Consider the following 17,549-nt stretch of genomic DNA (forward strand, 5'->3'; position numbering starts at 1 on the left):
ACCTACGTTTAATTTCTAATTTATTTTCTTAAATAATACCATAATATTTTAGCACATACAAATTAGGTTTCTCACTAATATTGTTTTTATTTACTAATAATTTTGGAATTGCCACTACTTTTCCGCTTGAATTTATGATTACTGGTCATATAAGACGTTCACGATATGGAATTTTATTATCAATAAATAAACGATTAATTTTTTTTGTACCAAATGGTGTTTCAATTTCTTCTTCACCATTATTAGTTCTAATTGTTAATGGAAAATCTGATTTATTAATATATAAAGCTTGAAATTCACCACCTGTTGGTTCAGTTTTAGAAATAGTAATTTCCTTAAAATTATAGTTATTTATTTTAGAAATTTTATAACTAAATTGTTTTGGTTCATTTTTTTCACTAATATATGCAAAATTATATTCTTTAATAACTCAAGTATTTTCAGAAATACAAATAGTAATATTTGGTTTACTAGATTTAGTTAAAACTCTAACTATTTCTTTAATTTTAGCCTTTTTTAAAGATAAAACTAATTCTTCATCATATTGGCTTAAAAATTCATAGATAATCATTTGTTGTAATTTAAATTCATATTTTTTAAATTCATTAATAGCAAGCACATCATCATTAATAATGGTATTATAAATTACTTTAAGTTCATCTTTCAGTAACTCTTGTTCACTATTTAATTCTTTAATTTCACTTAACATTAAATTAATATCAAAATCAGTAAGTTTATTAATTTGTTGTTGTCTAATTCGATTTCTTTCATAAATAATTAATTCATTTGTTTCATCAAATCCATATTTAATATGATATAAAGTTAAATAGTCAATAATATCTTCTTTTTTTAATTCTAACATTGGACGATAAACCGATAAAGATTTATATGTTGTTTTAAATTTTAATCCATAATAAGAAACTATTGCCTTGCGTTGTTTTTGAATAATATATGTTTCAAGTAAATCGTAAATATGATGTGCTACAACAAGATTATAAACTTGATATTTTTGAGCAATTTCATTAAAAAAATCATATCTAAGTACACGTGCTTGACTTTGAAAATTTTGTTTTTTTTGGTATTCCTCTTCTTTAATATTTTTTATTTCTAAAGTTATTTTATTATTTGTACAATATTCTCGAACAATTTGCTCATCAACATTACTACTTCAACGTTTATGATAATTAACATGACAAACAATAATTTTAAACTCATTACGTACTAAATTATCTAATAAAAACATACTATCTGGACCACCTGATACAGCTAATAAGTAAGTTATTTTTTTATTAAGTTTATTTAATCAATTAATATTCATTTTAAACACCTAACTTTACGCTTATATTAAGATTATTTATATCACTTTGCTATTTCATCAATATAAGTATTATTTTCATTATGACAAATCAATGGTGGCAAAACAATCATTCCTTCTTTCGCTAAAAATCCTGCTTCAATTAAAAAAACATTGGCAGCCTGATTAATTTTAGGATAAACTATTTGTAATTTTTTAGGTGTAATTTGATATTTTTTTAATAAAAGTAGTGTTTCGTTTATTCTTTCTACACTATTTATCATAACCAATCGCCCTTTGTCTTTTAATAATTTACTTGCGCTAGCAATAATCTCCTCTAAATTAATATATACTTCATGTCTTGCTGCAATTTTTAAAGGTTGTGCTTTTACTTTGCTTTTATCTCATAAAGGAAAAAAAGGTGGATTACATACAATTAAATCAACTTTTTCTTTTTCTCTTTGAGCATAAATTTTTATGTCTTCATGAAAAATGACAATTCTTTTTTCTAAATCATTAAGTTTTATATTTTCTAAAGCAAGTTCAACAGCTGGTTCTTGAATTTCAATACCAATTATTTTTCCTTGAAATTTTGCCGCTAAAATTATTGGAATAACAGCATTATTAGTTCCAAAATCAATTATTGTTTTAGTACTAGATTTTATTTTAATAAAATTACTTAATAAAATAGTATCCAAAGAAACACAAAACATATCTTTTCTTTGAATAAGTTTAATTTTTTTATCATCTTGATTTAAAATTAAAATTTTTTTTGTATTTTCCATAGTTTAATTATCACTTACCTTAATAAGAAAAGAATTTATTAATAAATTTAAGTTAATATTAAATTTTAATTTAGTAATTGTAAATGAAATTTGTTCTAAAATATAGGCTATGTTTTTTAAATTACTATTTTTTCATAAATTAACTAAACTTTCAATAAAAAAATTATTAAAATCATACTTTTTAAATAAAAGAAAAGTTAATTTATTAAAAACTACTAAATTAAAAAATCTAAAAAAGTAAATAATTTCTTCTTTTAAACTAACTATTTTTTTATTCAAAAGTTGATTGTTAATCTTTTTATCATTATCATTAATAATAAATTGTTTAATAATTTCAATATATTTTTTTAATTTAAGTTTACTGCTTTCATCTGTCAAAAAAGTAGTATTTGAAAATATTTTTAATATTAATAATTGTTCATCATCATAATCGTTACTAACAAATATATCATTTTCTTTTGAACAATTTATCAATTGACAACGAGATTTAATAGTAGGGAGTATTTGATTAATATTAGTGGTAGTGAAAATTACATAAATTTTTTTAGATAATTCTTCTAAAGTTTTAAGCATAACATTTGAGGATGAAGTTGAAGAAAATTCAATTTGATTTATTAAATAAATTTTATTAGCATCTTTTTCTAAATTAGTTTTAGAAAAATCATTAATAATTTCTAAAACAATACTTTTATTCATAATATTATTTTTACTAAAATCAAATTTTTTAAAATCAAAATAACTATTAGTTTTAATTTTAAAACAATTTTGACACATATTTTCTTCAGTACATTTTTTTAATTGATTATTATTTTTACAAACAATTTTTTTTATTAACTTATTACTAACATTTATATTTAATATTTTATTTTTCGAATACAATAAAATTACCTGTGGAATATTTTCCATTGCAAAAATAGAAAAATTTTCTGATTCTTCATTTTCAAATAAAATTACATTATTTTCCTTCATTAGATCCTCTAATTTTAATTTTTTTTTCTTTAAAACCTTTTTCTTCAACTAAATTTATGATTAGTTCATAAACACTATTAAAAACTTTTTTTTCTGATAAATTAGCATTTATTGTATGAACGCGATTTGGATTACTAATAGCAATTTTTTTATAACCATTATATACTTTTTGATGAAATTCTAATGTTTCTTCATCTAATCTATTTAATTTTTCACCTTTTCTTAATAAAATTCGTTGTAAACCTGTTTCTGGTTTAATATCAAATAAAACTGTCAAATCAGGTTGATAATCTTCAAAAATAAGCTTTTGAATAAGAATTATTTTATCAATATCTAAATTTCTAGCATAACCCTGATATGCTAAAGTTGAGTCAGAAAAACGATCAGAAATAATGATTTTATTACTGTTTTTATTTGGCAGAATTTTTTCAATTAAATGTTGTCTTCTAGCTGCAATATAAAGCAAAACTTCTGTTCATGGATCCATTAATGTATTTTCTTTATTTAAAATAACTTGTCTTATTTGTTCAGAAATTTCGCTACCACCTGGTTCTCTCGTAATAATAACATCAAAACCATCTTGTTTTAATTGTTCTTTAATCATTTTTAAAACTGTAGTTTTACCTGCACCTTCTGGCCCTTCAAAGGTAATAAATAACATTTTTCTACCTCTTTCTATGCTAAAATTACTAAACTTTTCTAAAACTTGCCAGCAATATTTTTTTCTTTTTCATCTATTTGTTTTAATGCTTTATTTAGTTCTGTTTGTAGCATATCATTAATACTTGAATAATCATTTTCTGCTTCTTTTAATAATCCTTCAATATTAATTGAAACTAGTTTACGTCCACCTGTTATAATAATTTTAACTAAACCATCAATATCAGAAAAAGTAAATTCTTCTTTTTTAAATTTTGTTAACTTTCCTTGAATTGCTTGTGCTTGTGCTAACATTCTTTTCATATCGATATTTTTCACCTCATATTTTTATATTTCTTCAATTTCAGTAAATATTTTTTTAATAAAATTTAAAGTCGGATCTCTATCTACATTGGTAAATGACTCAATTACAGGTTTTGATATTACAATATCTACTGGTTTTGGTAATATTTTTTTTGTTAGTAACTCTTGATATTTTTTTCTTGTTTCCTGTCATTGATTTTTATCAAGGGCATAAATCATGTATTCATTTTCTAATAAAATATTTAAAAATTCTCTATGTTCTTTACTTAAAAAACTTTGATTTATTAAATCAGATTGAATAATATTTTTGGTAATAATAATAATGCCATTAGTAGATGCTGCCGCAATAATAGTATTTATATAAACTTTAGTTATGTTTCTAAATTTATTATCATTAATAAATTTAGAAATATTTTTTCACTTTTCACTAACTTCTTTTCTAATATTTTTATCAGCTTGTAAAATTAAATTAATGGTTTTATCAATTATCTCATCATTTTTTAAATTTTTCACAGTTGGTACATTAAAAATTTCTTTTTCTTTAATACTAGTATTTTCTTCTTTTACTAAAATTGAAGTTAATTCTTCATTATTTTTATCTATTTCGCTTTTTTTTAAAATTTTTGTTATTTCATCTTTACTATTTAAATTTATACTTTTATTTTCTATATTCATAATAGATATTTTTGTTTTTTCTAAATAATTTAATGAATATTTATTCTCAAAATTTTTAATTAAATTTAATATTTTTAGTATTAATGTTGGTTTTAAATCATCAACATCTTCTTGAATTAAAATGTCATTAAATGAATTCAAAATTAAAAGTAAATCAGATTTTACTACTTCAGAAAAAATATTTACTTGTTGAATATTTATCATTTTAAGTAATTCTGTTTTTTTAGTAATAGCATAAATTAATATTTCTTCAAGAATGTAAATAAAATCAATAATATTTTTTTTATATTGAATAGTATATTCATCAAATAATGTTAATTGTTTTATTACTTGCTCAATATTACAATTAAATATATTAATTAAAAATAATATTTTATTTTTTGTTGATAAAACAGAAAATATTTTTTCAACATTTTTAAGTGTTATATTATTACCATAATTAAATGTTTTTTCTAAATAATTTAAACCATCACGTAAAGAGCCTTCGCTCAATATTGCTAATTCCTCTACTGCTTCAACCTCAAAATTAATTTTTTCTTTTGTTAAAACATCAATAAAATGTTTTTTAGTTTCATTTACATTAATTTTTTTAAATTCAAATCATAAACAACGAGAAATTATAGTTGGAATTACTTTATATGGTTCTGTTGTTGCTAAAATAAAAATAATATGTTGTGGTGGTTCTTCTAAGGTTTTTAATAATGCGTTAAAAGCAGAAGTTGTTAACATATGAACTTCATCAATAATATAAACTTTATATTTAAAATTCATCGGTAATAAGTTAATATTATCTCTAATACTTCTTATTTCATCAACACCATTATTGGAAGCACCATCAATTTCTAAAATATCAATACAATTATTTGAACTAATGTTTATACAATTTTCACAAGTATTACATGCATCTCCATCAATGTTATTTTGACAGTTAATTGCTTTAGCAAATATTTTAGCCGTTGATGTTTTTCCTGTACCTTTTGAGCCTGAAAATAAATAAGCATGATTAAAACTATTATTTAAAATAGAATTTTTTAATATTCTTACAATATTATCCTGACTAATTATTTCTGAAAAAGAATTTGGTCGATACTTTCTATAAAAAGATTTATGTTTCATTTAAATCACCTATATTTATCCTAACAATTTTTTATAAAATTTGTTATAAAAACAATTATTATAAATTACGAATTTTTCCAAAAAAACTTTGTAACATTTCTTTACTATCTAAGTTTAAAGAATAAGTATATTCACTACGATGATTAAATCTTTTATCTAATGTTAAATTATAGAGTGATTCAACGCATCCAAACTTACTATCTTTTAAAGCAAAAACAATATGTTTTATTCTTGTTTGTAACAAAGCCCCTACACACATTAAACATGGTTCTAATGTTGTATAAATAGTACAATTTAACAAACGTCAATTATTAATTTTTTTACATGCTTTTTTTATTGCAATAATTTCCGCATGTTGAGTTGGATCTTTATCTTTTTCCTTTTTGTTAAATCCTCTACCAATAATATTATCATTTTCATCAACAATAATTGCACCAATTGGAACATCACCATTAATAGCAGCTTTTTTAGCAAGCTTTAAGGCAATTTCCATGTAATTTTGTTTTTTCATTTAAAGAAACCTCTTTTTTATTTTTCAAAATAAAACCACCGCACACAATCCTAATCCTTATGGCTGCTACCTTTCGGTCCTGACCCGGTTCGAATGTAATTGTTGCAGTGGCATTATTAATTATAACAATTTTTTTATAAAAAATACATTTTTTTTAATTTATTCATATAAGGTTGTAAAACAATAGGTATATTTACAACATTATCTTCTTCAACATAAAAATTTTCTAAAATTGCTGCAACAACTCGATCAATAGCTAATCCCGATCCATTTAGTGTATGTGGAATTACTTTCTTATTATCTTGACTAACTCTAGTTTCCATTCTTCTTGCTTGAAAATCTTCACAATTACTACATGAAGAAACTTCACGATAACACATTTGAGAAGGTAATCATAATTCTAAATCATAAGTTTTAGCAGCACTAAAACCAATATCACCACTACATAAATTAATAACTCTATAAGGAATATCTAATTTTTGTAAAATTAATTCAGCATTATTAGTTAACTCTTCAAGGGCATCATAAGATTTTTCAGGCTCAACAATTTGAACTAATTCTACTTTATTAAATTGATGTAATCTAATTATTCCTCTTGTATCTCTACCAGCAGAACCCACTTCTGAACGAAAACATGGTGTATAAGCACACATTTTTATTGGTAATTCAGAAAAATTAATAATTTCATTACGATAAATATTTGTTAAAGGAACTTCTGCTGTTGGAATTAAATACTGTTCATTATTTACTGTTCATTATTTAATTGAAATAAATCATCTTTAAATTTAGGAAGTTGCCCTGTACCAAATAAGTTTTCTTTATTAATAATTAATGGTGGTAAAAATTCAGAATAACCATTTTTTAAATGAGAATCAATCATAAAATTCATTAATGCTCTAAGTAATAAAGCACCTTTATTTTTATACATAATAAATCTAGTACCACTTAATTTAGTTACTTTTGAAAAATCAATTATATTTAACTTTTCAGCAATTTCTCAGTGTGGTTTACTATTTTTTTTAATAATTTTCCCTCATTTTCTAACTTCTTGATTATTAGTTTCATCGTTTCCTTGTGGAACTGAAAAATGTGGTATATTAGGAATTACTAACTGTAATTCATATATTTTATCTTCTAAATCTACAATTTTTAAATTATTTTTTATAATTTTTTCTTTTAAAATAATCATATCATCTTTAATTTTTTTTATTTGATCATTTTTTTTATTTTTTAATAATTCACCAATTTGTTTAGATTGCTTATTTCTTGTTTCTTCTAATTTTTGATTTTTTGTTTTTAAAGTTCTTATTTCTAAATCTAAATTAAAAATTTTATTTATTTCATTTTTATAACTTTGGCCCCTTGTTTCTATTTTATTAATAGTTTTTTCCAAATTATTACGTATTTTTTCTATATCAATCATTTTAGCACCTCTTAAATTAATCAATAAAAATAGTTTTTTCTTTAGTGATTGGGATTGTTACAATTGAAGAAATTGCATCATCTTCTGTTTTAAATCTAATTAATTTAATACCTATAGTATTTCTGCTTGTAGTTCTTATATCTTCTAAAGAAAATCTAATAACTGTACCTTTTAAAGTAATAATTAATAAATCATTACTATTATTAGTGTTATTTATTGAATTTATACCAATTAATTTTCCTGTTTTTTGAGCTAATTTCATTGAAATTACACCCTTACCACCACGATTTGCTAAACGATATTCTTCAAATCGTGATATTTTTCCATAACCTTTGTCACTAATAGAGATAACTAAATCACCATCTTGATTAGAGCACATTCCAATTACATGAGTACCTTTTGTATCTATTCCTTTTACTCCGCTGGCTATTCTTGACATTACTCTAACTTGATTTTCATTGATTCTAACTGCTCGTCCATTAGCCACAGCAATAATTATTTCATTATTACCTGTAGTTTTCAGAACATCTACTAATTGATCATTTGAACGCAATTTAATAGCTATCTTACCATTTTGGTAAATAGATTTAAATTGATCTAAAGTTGAACGTTTAATAATTCCTTTTTTAGTAACAAAAAATAAATTAGCATTTATATCATAATCTTCTGATATAGCAATTATTGTTTTAATAGTCTCATTTTTTTCTGTTGCTATTAAATTAACAATTGGTGTTCCTTTAGCTGTTCTTGAATAATTTGGTACCTTATGAGCACGAATTCGATAAACTTTGCCTTTATTACTAAATATTAACAAATCAGAATGAGTTGAAGTAATTAAAACTTTATCAATATCATCAGTATTAATATCAGTGCCACCAGCACCTTTAACACCAACACCACCACGATGTTGAGTTCTATATGTATCTAAAGGTAAACGTTTAATATAACCACTTTTTGAAAGCGTTATAACCACCTGTTCTTCTTTAATTAAAGCTTCATCAATAATTTCACCTTCATAATTTTCAATAATTTCGGTTCTTCTATCATCACCATAATTTTCTTTAATTGTTGTTAACTGAGAAATCATTAATTCTATTTGCTTAGAAGGTTCATTAATTAAAGTTCTTAATCGAATAATTTCTTCATTAATAAATGATAATTCATTATTTAATTTTTCTTGTTCTAAATCTGTTAAACGTTGCAGTTTCATTTCTAAAATAGCTTTAGCTTGTTTTTCAGAAAATTCAAATTTATTCTGTAAATTAGTTAATGCTTCTTCTGTTTTCTTTGATTCCTTAATTATTTTAATAATTTCATCAATATTTTGTAATGCTTTAACAAGACCAAAAATAATATGATATTGATGTTCATATTTTTTTAATTCAAAATTAGATTTATTAAGAATAATTTCAATTTGATGTTCAATATAAATTTCAATCATTTCTTTTAAATTCATTACTTTAGGTTGTTTATTATGTAATGCTAATAAATTTATTGTGAATGTTGTTTGTAATGAAGTAAATTTATATAGTTGATTTAAAATAAGTTCAGCATAATCAATATTTTTAATTTCTAATACTAATCTTATTCCTTCACGATTAGATTCATCTCGCAAATCAGTTATATAATTTACTTTTTTTTCTTGAACTGCTTTAACTATATTATTTATTAAATTAGTTTTATTAGTTTGATAAGGTATTTCTTCAACAATAATTGCAGGTTTACCATTTGATAATTTTTCAACTTTAGTTTTACTACGAACTGTTATTGTTGATCTTCCATTTAAATAAGCACTTTTAAATGAATTTACGCCTAAAATCATTGCACCTGTAGGAAAATCAGGTCCTTTAACAATATCTAATATTTCCATAATATCACAATCAGGATTGTGAGCTACAAAAATAATTGCATCAACTATTTCTCTTAAGTTATGTGGTGGAATACTTGTTGCCATTCCAACAGCAATACCTGTTGTTCCATTAACTAATAAATTAGGAAAATAAGCTGGTAAAACACTAGGTTCTTTTTCAGCACCATCATAATTTTCAACAAAAGTAACTGTATTTTTATTTAAATCTTTAACCAACTCTCCTGCCATTTTACTCATTCTAACTTCAGTATATCTCATAGCAGCAGCACTATCACCATCAATTGAACCAAAATTACCTTGGCCATCAGCTAAAGGATAACGATAATTAAATTCTTGTGCCATTCTTACCATTGTTTCATAAACTGCAATATCACCATGAGGATGAAATTTTCCAATACATTCTCCAACAATACGTGCTGCTTTTTTATAAGGTTTATCATATGTCATACCTAAAATTGCTAAAGAATATAAAATTCGACGATGTACTGGTTTCAATCCATCTCTTGCATCTGGTAAAGCTCTTGAAACAATAACTGACATTGAATATTCTAAAAAACTAGTTCTCATTTCATCAGATATATTACGAACATATTTATTAGAAATAAATGTTTCATTTTTTTTAGTTATTTCGCTCATATATAAACTCCTAATTTTATTTTATTAACTTTTAAGCATCAATGTTTTTTACATATTTAGCATTTTCTTGAATAAATTCTTTTCGTGGAAATACATCTTTCCCCATCAATATTGAAAAAGTTTCATCTGCTTCTGAAGCATCATCAATACTTACTTGTAATAAAATTCTATGTTGTGGATCCATAGTTGTTTCTCATAATTGTGTGGCATTCATTTCTCCTAAACCTTTATAACGTTGAATGTTAAAATTAGTTCCATTAAAATTATCTTTAATTTCTTGCAATTCTTGATCATTATATGCATATTTAACAAATTTACCACTATAAAATTTATATAAAGGAGGCTGAGCTATATATATAACACNCATTCATTTCTCCTAAACCTTTATAACGTTGAATGTTAAAATTAGTTCCATTAAAATTATCTTTAATTTCTTGCAATTCTTGATCATTATATGCATATTTAACAAATTTACCACTATAAAATTTATATAAAGGAGGCTGAGCTATATATATATAACCAGCATCAATTAAGGGACGCATGTAACGATAAAAAAATGTTAATAATAATGTTTTAATATGTGAACCGTCAACATCAGCATCAGTCATAATAATAATTTTATGATAACGTAATTTAGTAATATTAAATTCTTTACCAACACCACAACCAAAGGAAATAATAAGATTATTTATTTCTTCGTCAGAAAAAACTTTTAAAAGTCGTGCTTTTTCAACATTAATTATTTTCCCTCTTAATGGTAAAATTGCTTGAATTTCTCTACTTCTTCCCAACTTTGCAGTGCCACCAGCTGACTCACCTTCGACAAGAAAAACTTCTGTTTTAGTTGGATCTTTAGAAGAACAATCTGCTAATTTACCAGGTAAATTAGAAAGTTACATTAGAAACAATTTTTCTAACTTCAGAATTACCAAGTTTTGTTTTAGTTTGCCCTTCATATTGTGGATTAGGATGTTGAACTGAAATAATTGCTAAAATTCCTTCTTTAACATCATCACCAAATATAACTCTTGCAACTGCATTCTAATATCTGATAAAGTCATACCTTTTGCATATAGTGAAAGAACTTGTTGATCAAAACCATCAAATCTTCTCTGTATTTTTGTGATTATTACTGGTTCAAAATTACTATTGCGATCTCTTGGTACATCAATTTCAATTTTACCTTGTTGAGTTATTAATTTTTTTGATGTTGTACCATTACGAACATTGTCATTATTACTGCGTTGATTTCTTTCGTGTCCTAAATTATTTTGCATATTTATTTCACCACCTGCGTTTAATACTAATTTTAATAATTCAACATTTTTTCTACCAATCGTTTAGTTAATTCTTTATATAAGCCTCCCTCTTTAAAAACGGTGGTTAGCCCTAAATACTGGACCACTTTTGGATAGACAGTTTTAAATTTTTATTTGTGAAATTGGTGGTTTTAGAAATTTAGAATGTATTCTTTCGTAATTATAAAACATAATATATTGGTTTACATCATTTATAGCTTCATTGAGAGAAAAATATTGATTTGAACCTTTAGGTAGTCATTCTTGAGATAAATGAGAAAATCAGTTTTCAGATATTACATTGCCACCAATATCATAAGGTTGTTTTTTGCTTAAAATTATTTGCTTATCAGCAGCTCAATTTGTGATGTCTTGACAATAAAATTCGTTGGCGTTATTTGAGTGTAAAATAACGTTTTTTACTTGGTTTCAAGAGAATTGTTGATTTATTTTTTCAAGTGCAGGAAGAATTAAATCTTGATAGGATTTGTTTGAACATGTATTATAGCTTACAATATTATTTGAATAAAAATCAATAATTACAAAAAGATATAATCAACCTTCTTTAGTATTTATTTGTTTAGTGTCCATTGATCAAATTTGATTTGAAGAGGTTGTACTTTTATAATCTTTGTTTACTTTATCCATTGTAGGTATTCACTTATTTGGATTTTTTTTGTTTTTAGGATAGTTATTTTTAGTTTGTTTTAATCCTTGAAGATTGTGATCTTTCATAATTTTTCGCATTTGTTTTGTTGATAATTCTAGATTTAAAATAATATGTTTGTATTGTTTTAATCATTCTTTAAATGCTGAAAAAATTCGTAAATAGCCATAAATTTGTCCTTTTCTTGTAAAATGAAATTCAAGTAAAAGTTGGCATAATTCTTGATATTTATGTGTACAATTACTAATTTGATTTTTTTCTTTTTTAATAGGGTTTTGTTTGTTTTTTACAAAATAATATGTTGATCGGTTTAGTTGAAGATGTTGGCAAAGATATCTAATTGAATATTGGTTTTTGCTATCATCAATAATTTGAATTTTTTGTTTGATATTTAACTTGTTAATTACTAATGCTATTTGTTTAATTTTATCCATTATTAAAAATCCTTTCATGTCAAAATTAGTGTTAATTGTATAACACAATTGTTTTTCGAATACATTCAAGTTTTTTTTAAATTAATGGTCTAGTAAAAAGGGCTAAGTAGCAAGTAGCAAGTAGCAAGAGTGATTCTTTAACTGGTAATTTCACAATTCAATATTTTAGTGATAAATTTGCTAAACATGTAATTAATAACTATTATCAACAAGTTGGTATGGTTTATGTTATTATTACTCCTGATTTTCATACAGGAACTAAGTGAAAAACTAATAAAATACCAATTGTTTTTTCAATTGGAAGTAATGATAGTTTTTAAATAAAAATAAATTAAAGAGATTATTTTTAAATATTTATTTATTATTAGTTTATAATGTAATTATATTTTTTATAAAAATTTATATTTTAATTTTTTTCTTTTAACATTTTTTAAAATACTAAACATGTTTTTTATTTGTGACAGCAATAGATATTTTAGTTATGAACTTTTATAAAATATAATATTAATTAGATTAATTTTGTTAGAAAGGATAATATTATGGAAAAAGAAAATCTTGTTAAAGTTACTTTCAATAAACGAACAGAAAGAAATTCAATAAACAAGTTGAAAAGACAAGCTATTTTTAGCACGGCAAATCCATGAAAAGCAATCTTTATTATGGTCACACCACCTTTAATTGCTGTAATTATTTTTTCTACTTATCAAATTTTTGATAAATGAATTGCTACACAATGAGGTGGACAAAGTATTATTGATCGTTATAATAATTATCAAAATTCAGGAATAATGATAACTGCTGAACAAGCATTAAAAATTATTAATATTGCTACTACTTATGCTGTTGTTCCTTCTTCAATGATGGTTTCCTTTGCTTTAATGGTTGCAACTGGAACAGGTATTAAGTTTTCAATTGCATATGGTCAAAATAAAAGAGAACAAATGTCAGAATATTTAGGAAATGGATTTTTATTATCTTTTTTAGTTTCTATTGTTCTTATGATCATTATGTATTTTAGTTGTCAGAGTATTATTGAATTTCAAGCCGGAAGTGATGCTGGAAGTAATCCAGTAATTAGGGAAATAATAATTAAAGAAGCAGTTAGATTTTCACAAATTTTAATTCTTGCTACACCATTACTTTTTTTTACTTATTTTTTAGTTTCATTGTTACGTAGTGAAGGAATGATGTTATGAACAATTTTAATTAATGTTGCAGCTTGTTTAGTAAATATATCTTTAGATTTTATTTTTGTTATTCCTGGTAAATTAGGAATGGAAGGCACTGCATATGCAACTATTATTGCTTGAGCAAGCATTAATTTATTTTCAATACGTATTATTTGATATAGTGCCGATAATTTAAGATTTAAAGTAGCACACTTAAAACTTAAATGAGTAATAGTAACGGGCATTTTATTAATTGGTGCAACTTCTTTATTACAAAATATTGCCCAAAGTATTTTGGCAATGGTTACTACTAAAATTTTAAATACATTGCCACCTCCAGACTATCATGGTGGAGGAAGTACTGGTATTCCGGTTTTTGTTCAATTATATGGTGGTATTATGCCTTGGTTAATTTTAATTAATGCACCTATTATTGGAATTACGCAGGGAGCAAGAGCATTAATTGGCTATGTTTATGGTTCAAAGGACTTTAGTCGTGTTTGACAATTGATGTGACGTTTAACTTTATTACTTTTATTGTTGCTAATTGGTTCAGTATTATTAGTAGTAATAGCAGGACAATATATGATGCATTTCTTTGGCGTAGATTTAGAAATGGCAAGATTCTTTAAAGTTTATATTATTATGCAGTTTGCTTTTTATCCATTAGCTACACTACATTATGTTGCTGTTATTTTCTATCAATCAATTAATCGTGGTAAATTGTCATTATTTGCTAGTTTACAACGAACAATTATAATGCCAATTGTTTGTTTAAGTTTAGGATATTATGTTGCACATGTTTCTCATAATGGTTTTTATTTTTATTTATTTCTTGGCTTTATTGATTTATTTGCTGCTTTTATATTACTACCATTATTAATTTATACATTTTTAAAATCTAAACCATTTATTCATACAACTAAAGATAAAAAAATGCAAATATCTAATTTATCAGAAAAAAAGTACTTAATAAAAATATAATAGATTAAGTAATTTATAAAAATATATCTTAATATTAATATATGAAGAAAATAAAAAATACTCATTTAAAACAGAGTATTTTTTTAATTATTTAAGATTAAAAAAGGTTGCTAATTTTACAAATTAAAAGGAATGAATATACAATCTATATTTGATTGAAGTCATTCCTAAAATAAAATATTTATTTACCTTCATTAACTCTCTTTTTTAATGCTTTACAAGAATTAAATTTAACTACTCGTTTTCTAGGAATAGCCATCGGTTCTGAATTTTGTGGATTTACTCCCGGTCGAGCTTTGCGGTATTTAATAGTAAAAGTTCCAAAGTTACGTAGTGTTACTTTTTCTCCTTTAATTAAAGCAGTAGCAATTTTATCTAAGATAAATTCTAACACTTCTTTGTATTCTTTTTCTGATAATTCTAATTTTTTTTGTACAGCTCGTGCTATCTGACTTTTTTGCATAAAATTTTCAACCCTTTCTTCACCAATTACCATAAGTATGCTATAAAAACATGTCTTAAATGATACTTATTATTATATAACATTTTTTAAAGAAACCTTATTTAATGAAAATCAAAGACTAGTAAAAAAATAAGATTTGAACATATAAATTTATATGTTAATTAACAAGTGCAAAGCAAAAAAATCTTTACATTCATTTTTTTGTATGTTAAAATTCAAAAAATAAGTAAATAACTATTTCGGAGGTACTAAGATATGCAAATGAAAAATTTATTAAGACTTATGGGTGCATTAACCCTAACAACAGTAGCTACTACTTCAGTTGTAGCTTGTGGTGATCAAACTGCTAAGCAAGATATTAAAGATGTTAAAGTTGATGATCTTAAAACAGCAGTAGATAGTGAAAAAACTTTTGGTGATTTAAATACTAATAAAGAAATTACTGATGCAGTTGCAGCAGCGATTAAAAAAACAACTAAATTAGATGTTAGTGTAGGTACTGATTTTACTTTAACTAATGATAAGAAAAAAGAAGATAAACAAGTTGCTGGTGAAGTTAAATTTACAGTTACAGCACAAGGTGATAAAATTTTAGGAACATTTACATTTACAGATACTTTAACTGTTGCTAAGCAAGATATTAAAGATGTTAAAGTTGATGATCTTAAAACAGCAGTAGATAGTGAAAAAACTTTTGGTGATTTAAATACTAATAAAGAAATTACTGATGCAGTTGCAGCAGCGATTAAAAAAACAACTAAATTAGATGTTAGTGTAGGTACTGATTTTACTTTAACTAATGATAAGAAAAAAGAAGATAAACAAGTTGCTGGTGAAGTTAAATTTACAGTTACAGCACAAGGTGATAAAATTTTAGGAACATTTACATTTACAGATACTTTAACTGTTGCTAAGCAAGATATTAAAGATGTTAAAGTTGATGATCTTAAAACAGCAGTAGATAGTGAAAAAACTTTTGGTGATTTAAATACTAATAAAGAAATTACTGATGCAGTTGCAGCAGCGATTAAAAAAACAACTAAATTAGATGTTAGTGTAGGTACTGATTTTACTTTAACTAATGATAAGAAAAAAGAAGATAAACAAGTTGCTGGTGAAGTTAAATTTACAGTTACAGCACAAGGTGATAAAATTTTAGGAACATTTACATTTACAGATACTATTGAATAAATAATTAATATATATTAATTTAAAATGACATAATTTAAATTGTGTCATTTTTTTCTAATTATTTTTCAAAATTTATTTGACTATTACTATTAAAAACTGCTATTATACTTATTGGACTAAATTTTGATACAGTAGGAATTGTGTATATAATTAATTCTTTAAAATCATAAAGGAGGCTAACGATTAATGCCAACAATGAACCAACTATTACGTAAAGGACGTACAGATAAAAAATACAAATCTAAATCACCAGCGTTAAATGTTTCATATAATTCATTAACAAAAACAACTTCTTCAATTAGCAGTCCGCAAAAAAAAGGTGTAGCGCTTGTAGTTACTACAAGAACACCAAAAAAGCCTAACTCAGCTTTAAGAAAAATTGTTCGTGCTCGTTTAACTAACGGTATGGAAGTTACTGCTTATATTTCTGGAGAAGGTCATAATTTGCAAGAACATGCTATTGTTGGAATCCGTGGTGGGAGAGTTAAAGACTTACCTGGAGTTAGATACCATGTTATTCGTGGGTATTCTGATACTGCCGGAGTAGTAAATCGTAATCAAGGTCGTTCTAAATACGGAACTAAAAAACCAAAATATAAGAAATAAGGAGGTAAAACTAAATGCGTAAAAATCAAGCTATTAAAAGAGAATTAGTTGCTGATCCAATTTATGATTCAAAAATTGTTACTCAATTAATTAACGCCATTATGATTGATGGTAAAAAAAGTGTAGCTCAAAAAATTGTTTATAATTCTTTTAAAATTGTTGGAGAAAAAACCCAACAAGTACCATTAGAAGTATTTGAAAAGGCAATTGCTAATATTACACCACAATTAGAAATTAAAACTCGAAGAATTGGTGGCGCAAACTATCAAGTTCCTATTGAAGTTAGTGCTACTCGTAAGATAACTTTAGCAATTCGTTGATTAGTTTCTTATTCACAAGCAAGATATGGTAATAGTATGCAAGATAAACTTGCAGCTGAGATTATGGATGCTGCTACTGGTAATGGTTCATCAATTAAAAAACGTGATGAAATTCATCGTATGGCTGAAGCTAATAAAGCCTTTGCTCACTATAAATGATAATAAAGGAGAGAGA

16 protein-coding genes, 1 other RNA gene and 3 pseudogenes are annotated in these 17,549 nt (G+C 24.3%); 4 read left to right on the forward strand and 16 right to left on the reverse strand.

From position 1 onward, the window contains the following. Positions 1-28 precede the first annotated feature (28 nt). From tilS to SPIRDC1_RS08175, 15 genes and pseudogenes are all read right to left on the reverse strand, one after another. Positions 29-1,318 carry a tRNA lysidine(34) synthetase TilS gene (gene tilS / locus SPIRDC1_RS08110; RefSeq protein WP_174481346.1) on the reverse strand — a complete coding sequence of 430 codons (1,290 nt, stop codon included), beginning with the start codon at positions 1,316-1,318 and terminating at the stop codon, positions 29-31. A 32-nt stretch (positions 1,319-1,350) separates the two neighbouring features. Then, complete coding sequence (locus SPIRDC1_RS08115; RefSeq protein WP_174481347.1) at positions 1,351-2,079, reverse strand: tRNA1(Val) (adenine(37)-N6)-methyltransferase; 729 nt, start codon at positions 2,077-2,079, stop codon at positions 1,351-1,353. 3 nt (positions 2,080-2,082) lie between these two features. Then, the gene (locus tag SPIRDC1_RS08120; RefSeq protein ID WP_174481348.1) at positions 2,083-3,048 is read right to left on the reverse strand and encodes a DNA polymerase III delta subunit-related protein; all 966 of its coding nucleotides are present in this window, start codon (positions 3,046-3,048) and stop codon (positions 2,083-2,085) included. Beyond that, the gene (gene tmk / locus SPIRDC1_RS08125; protein ID WP_174481349.1) at positions 3,035-3,709 is read right to left on the reverse strand and encodes a dTMP kinase; all 675 of its coding nucleotides are present in this window, start codon (positions 3,707-3,709) and stop codon (positions 3,035-3,037) included. The genes SPIRDC1_RS08120 and tmk overlap by 14 nt, the downstream gene beginning before the upstream one ends. A gap of 38 nt (positions 3,710-3,747) precedes the next feature. After that, complete coding sequence (locus SPIRDC1_RS08130; protein ID WP_174481350.1) at positions 3,748-4,011, reverse strand: YbaB/EbfC family nucleoid-associated protein; 264 nt, start codon at positions 4,009-4,011, stop codon at positions 3,748-3,750. 24 nt (positions 4,012-4,035) lie between these two features. Beyond that, on the reverse strand, positions 4,036-5,802 hold the full coding sequence (dnaX, locus tag SPIRDC1_RS08135; RefSeq protein WP_174481351.1) for a DNA polymerase III subunit gamma/tau: 1,767 nt from the start codon (positions 5,800-5,802) through the stop codon (positions 4,036-4,038). Between the two features lie 58 nt (positions 5,803-5,860). Next, complete coding sequence (locus SPIRDC1_RS08140) at positions 5,861-6,313, reverse strand: nucleoside deaminase (protein WP_174481352.1); 453 nt, start codon at positions 6,311-6,313, stop codon at positions 5,861-5,863. A 24-nt stretch (positions 6,314-6,337) separates the two neighbouring features. Then, positions 6,338-6,432, reverse strand: an RNA gene (ffs, locus tag SPIRDC1_RS08145) — signal recognition particle sRNA small type. 15 nt (positions 6,433-6,447) lie between these two features. After that, positions 6,448-7,044, reverse strand: a complete 597-nt coding sequence (gene serS, locus SPIRDC1_RS10090) for a serine--tRNA ligase (RefSeq protein WP_368668569.1) — start codon at positions 7,042-7,044, stop codon at positions 6,448-6,450. A gap of 14 nt (positions 7,045-7,058) precedes the next feature. Continuing rightward, entirely contained in the window at positions 7,059-7,736 is a 678-nt protein-coding gene (locus SPIRDC1_RS10095) for a serine--tRNA ligase (protein WP_233215015.1), read from the reverse strand. A 16-nt stretch (positions 7,737-7,752) separates the two neighbouring features. After that, on the reverse strand, positions 7,753-10,242 hold the full coding sequence (gene gyrA, locus SPIRDC1_RS08155; RefSeq protein ID WP_174481353.1) for a DNA gyrase subunit A: 2,490 nt from the start codon (positions 10,240-10,242) through the stop codon (positions 7,753-7,755). A 31-nt stretch (positions 10,243-10,273) separates the two neighbouring features. Then, positions 10,274-10,605: pseudogene (locus tag SPIRDC1_RS10100) on the reverse strand (DNA topoisomerase IV subunit B); the annotation flags it as partial. Between the two features lies 1 nt (position 10,606). Further along, positions 10,607-11,259 (reverse strand): annotated as a pseudogene (locus tag SPIRDC1_RS08165) (toprim domain-containing protein); the annotation flags it as partial. Positions 11,260-11,261: 2 nt separating this feature from the next. Beyond that, positions 11,262-11,519 (reverse strand): annotated as a pseudogene (locus SPIRDC1_RS08170) (transposase); the annotation flags it as partial. 144 nt (positions 11,520-11,663) lie between these two features. Beyond that, entirely contained in the window at positions 11,664-12,659 is a 996-nt protein-coding gene (locus SPIRDC1_RS08175) for an IS3 family transposase (protein ID WP_174481354.1), read from the reverse strand. Between the two features lie 521 nt (positions 12,660-13,180). On the opposite strand from SPIRDC1_RS08175, the gene SPIRDC1_RS08180 reads away from it, so the two are divergent. Next, positions 13,181-14,794 carry an MATE family efflux transporter gene (locus SPIRDC1_RS08180; RefSeq protein WP_174481355.1) on the forward strand — a complete coding sequence of 538 codons (1,614 nt, stop codon included), beginning with the start codon at positions 13,181-13,183 and terminating at the stop codon, positions 14,792-14,794. A 181-nt stretch (positions 14,795-14,975) separates the two neighbouring features. On the opposite strand, the gene SPIRDC1_RS08185 is transcribed toward SPIRDC1_RS08180, so the two are convergent. Further along, positions 14,976-15,257 carry an HU family DNA-binding protein gene (locus tag SPIRDC1_RS08185; protein WP_174481356.1) on the reverse strand — a complete coding sequence of 94 codons (282 nt, stop codon included), beginning with the start codon at positions 15,255-15,257 and terminating at the stop codon, positions 14,976-14,978. 255 nt (positions 15,258-15,512) lie between these two features. Here SPIRDC1_RS08185 and SPIRDC1_RS08190 point away from each other — a divergent pair, with 255 nt between their 5' ends. The 3 genes from SPIRDC1_RS08190 to rpsG all read left to right on the forward strand — a co-directional run bounded on the left by SPIRDC1_RS08190 (position 15,513) and on the right by rpsG (position 17,536). After that, positions 15,513-16,448, forward strand: coding sequence for a spiralin repeat-containing protein (locus SPIRDC1_RS08190; protein ID WP_174481357.1), 936 nt, complete (start codon positions 15,513-15,515; stop codon positions 16,446-16,448). A 186-nt stretch (positions 16,449-16,634) separates the two neighbouring features. Further along, complete coding sequence (gene rpsL, locus SPIRDC1_RS08195; protein ID WP_174481358.1) at positions 16,635-17,054, forward strand: 30S ribosomal protein S12; 420 nt, start codon at positions 16,635-16,637, stop codon at positions 17,052-17,054. A 14-nt stretch (positions 17,055-17,068) separates the two neighbouring features. Then, on the forward strand, positions 17,069-17,536 hold the full coding sequence (gene rpsG / locus SPIRDC1_RS08200) for a 30S ribosomal protein S7 (RefSeq protein ID WP_174481359.1): 468 nt from the start codon (positions 17,069-17,071) through the stop codon (positions 17,534-17,536). The last annotated feature ends 13 nt before the right edge of the window (positions 17,537-17,549 follow it).

The organism is Spiroplasma endosymbiont of Danaus chrysippus (genome assembly GCF_902809815.1).
Classification (GTDB): Bacteria; Bacillota_I; Bacilli_A; order Mycoplasmatales; family VBWQ01; genus Spiroplasma_E.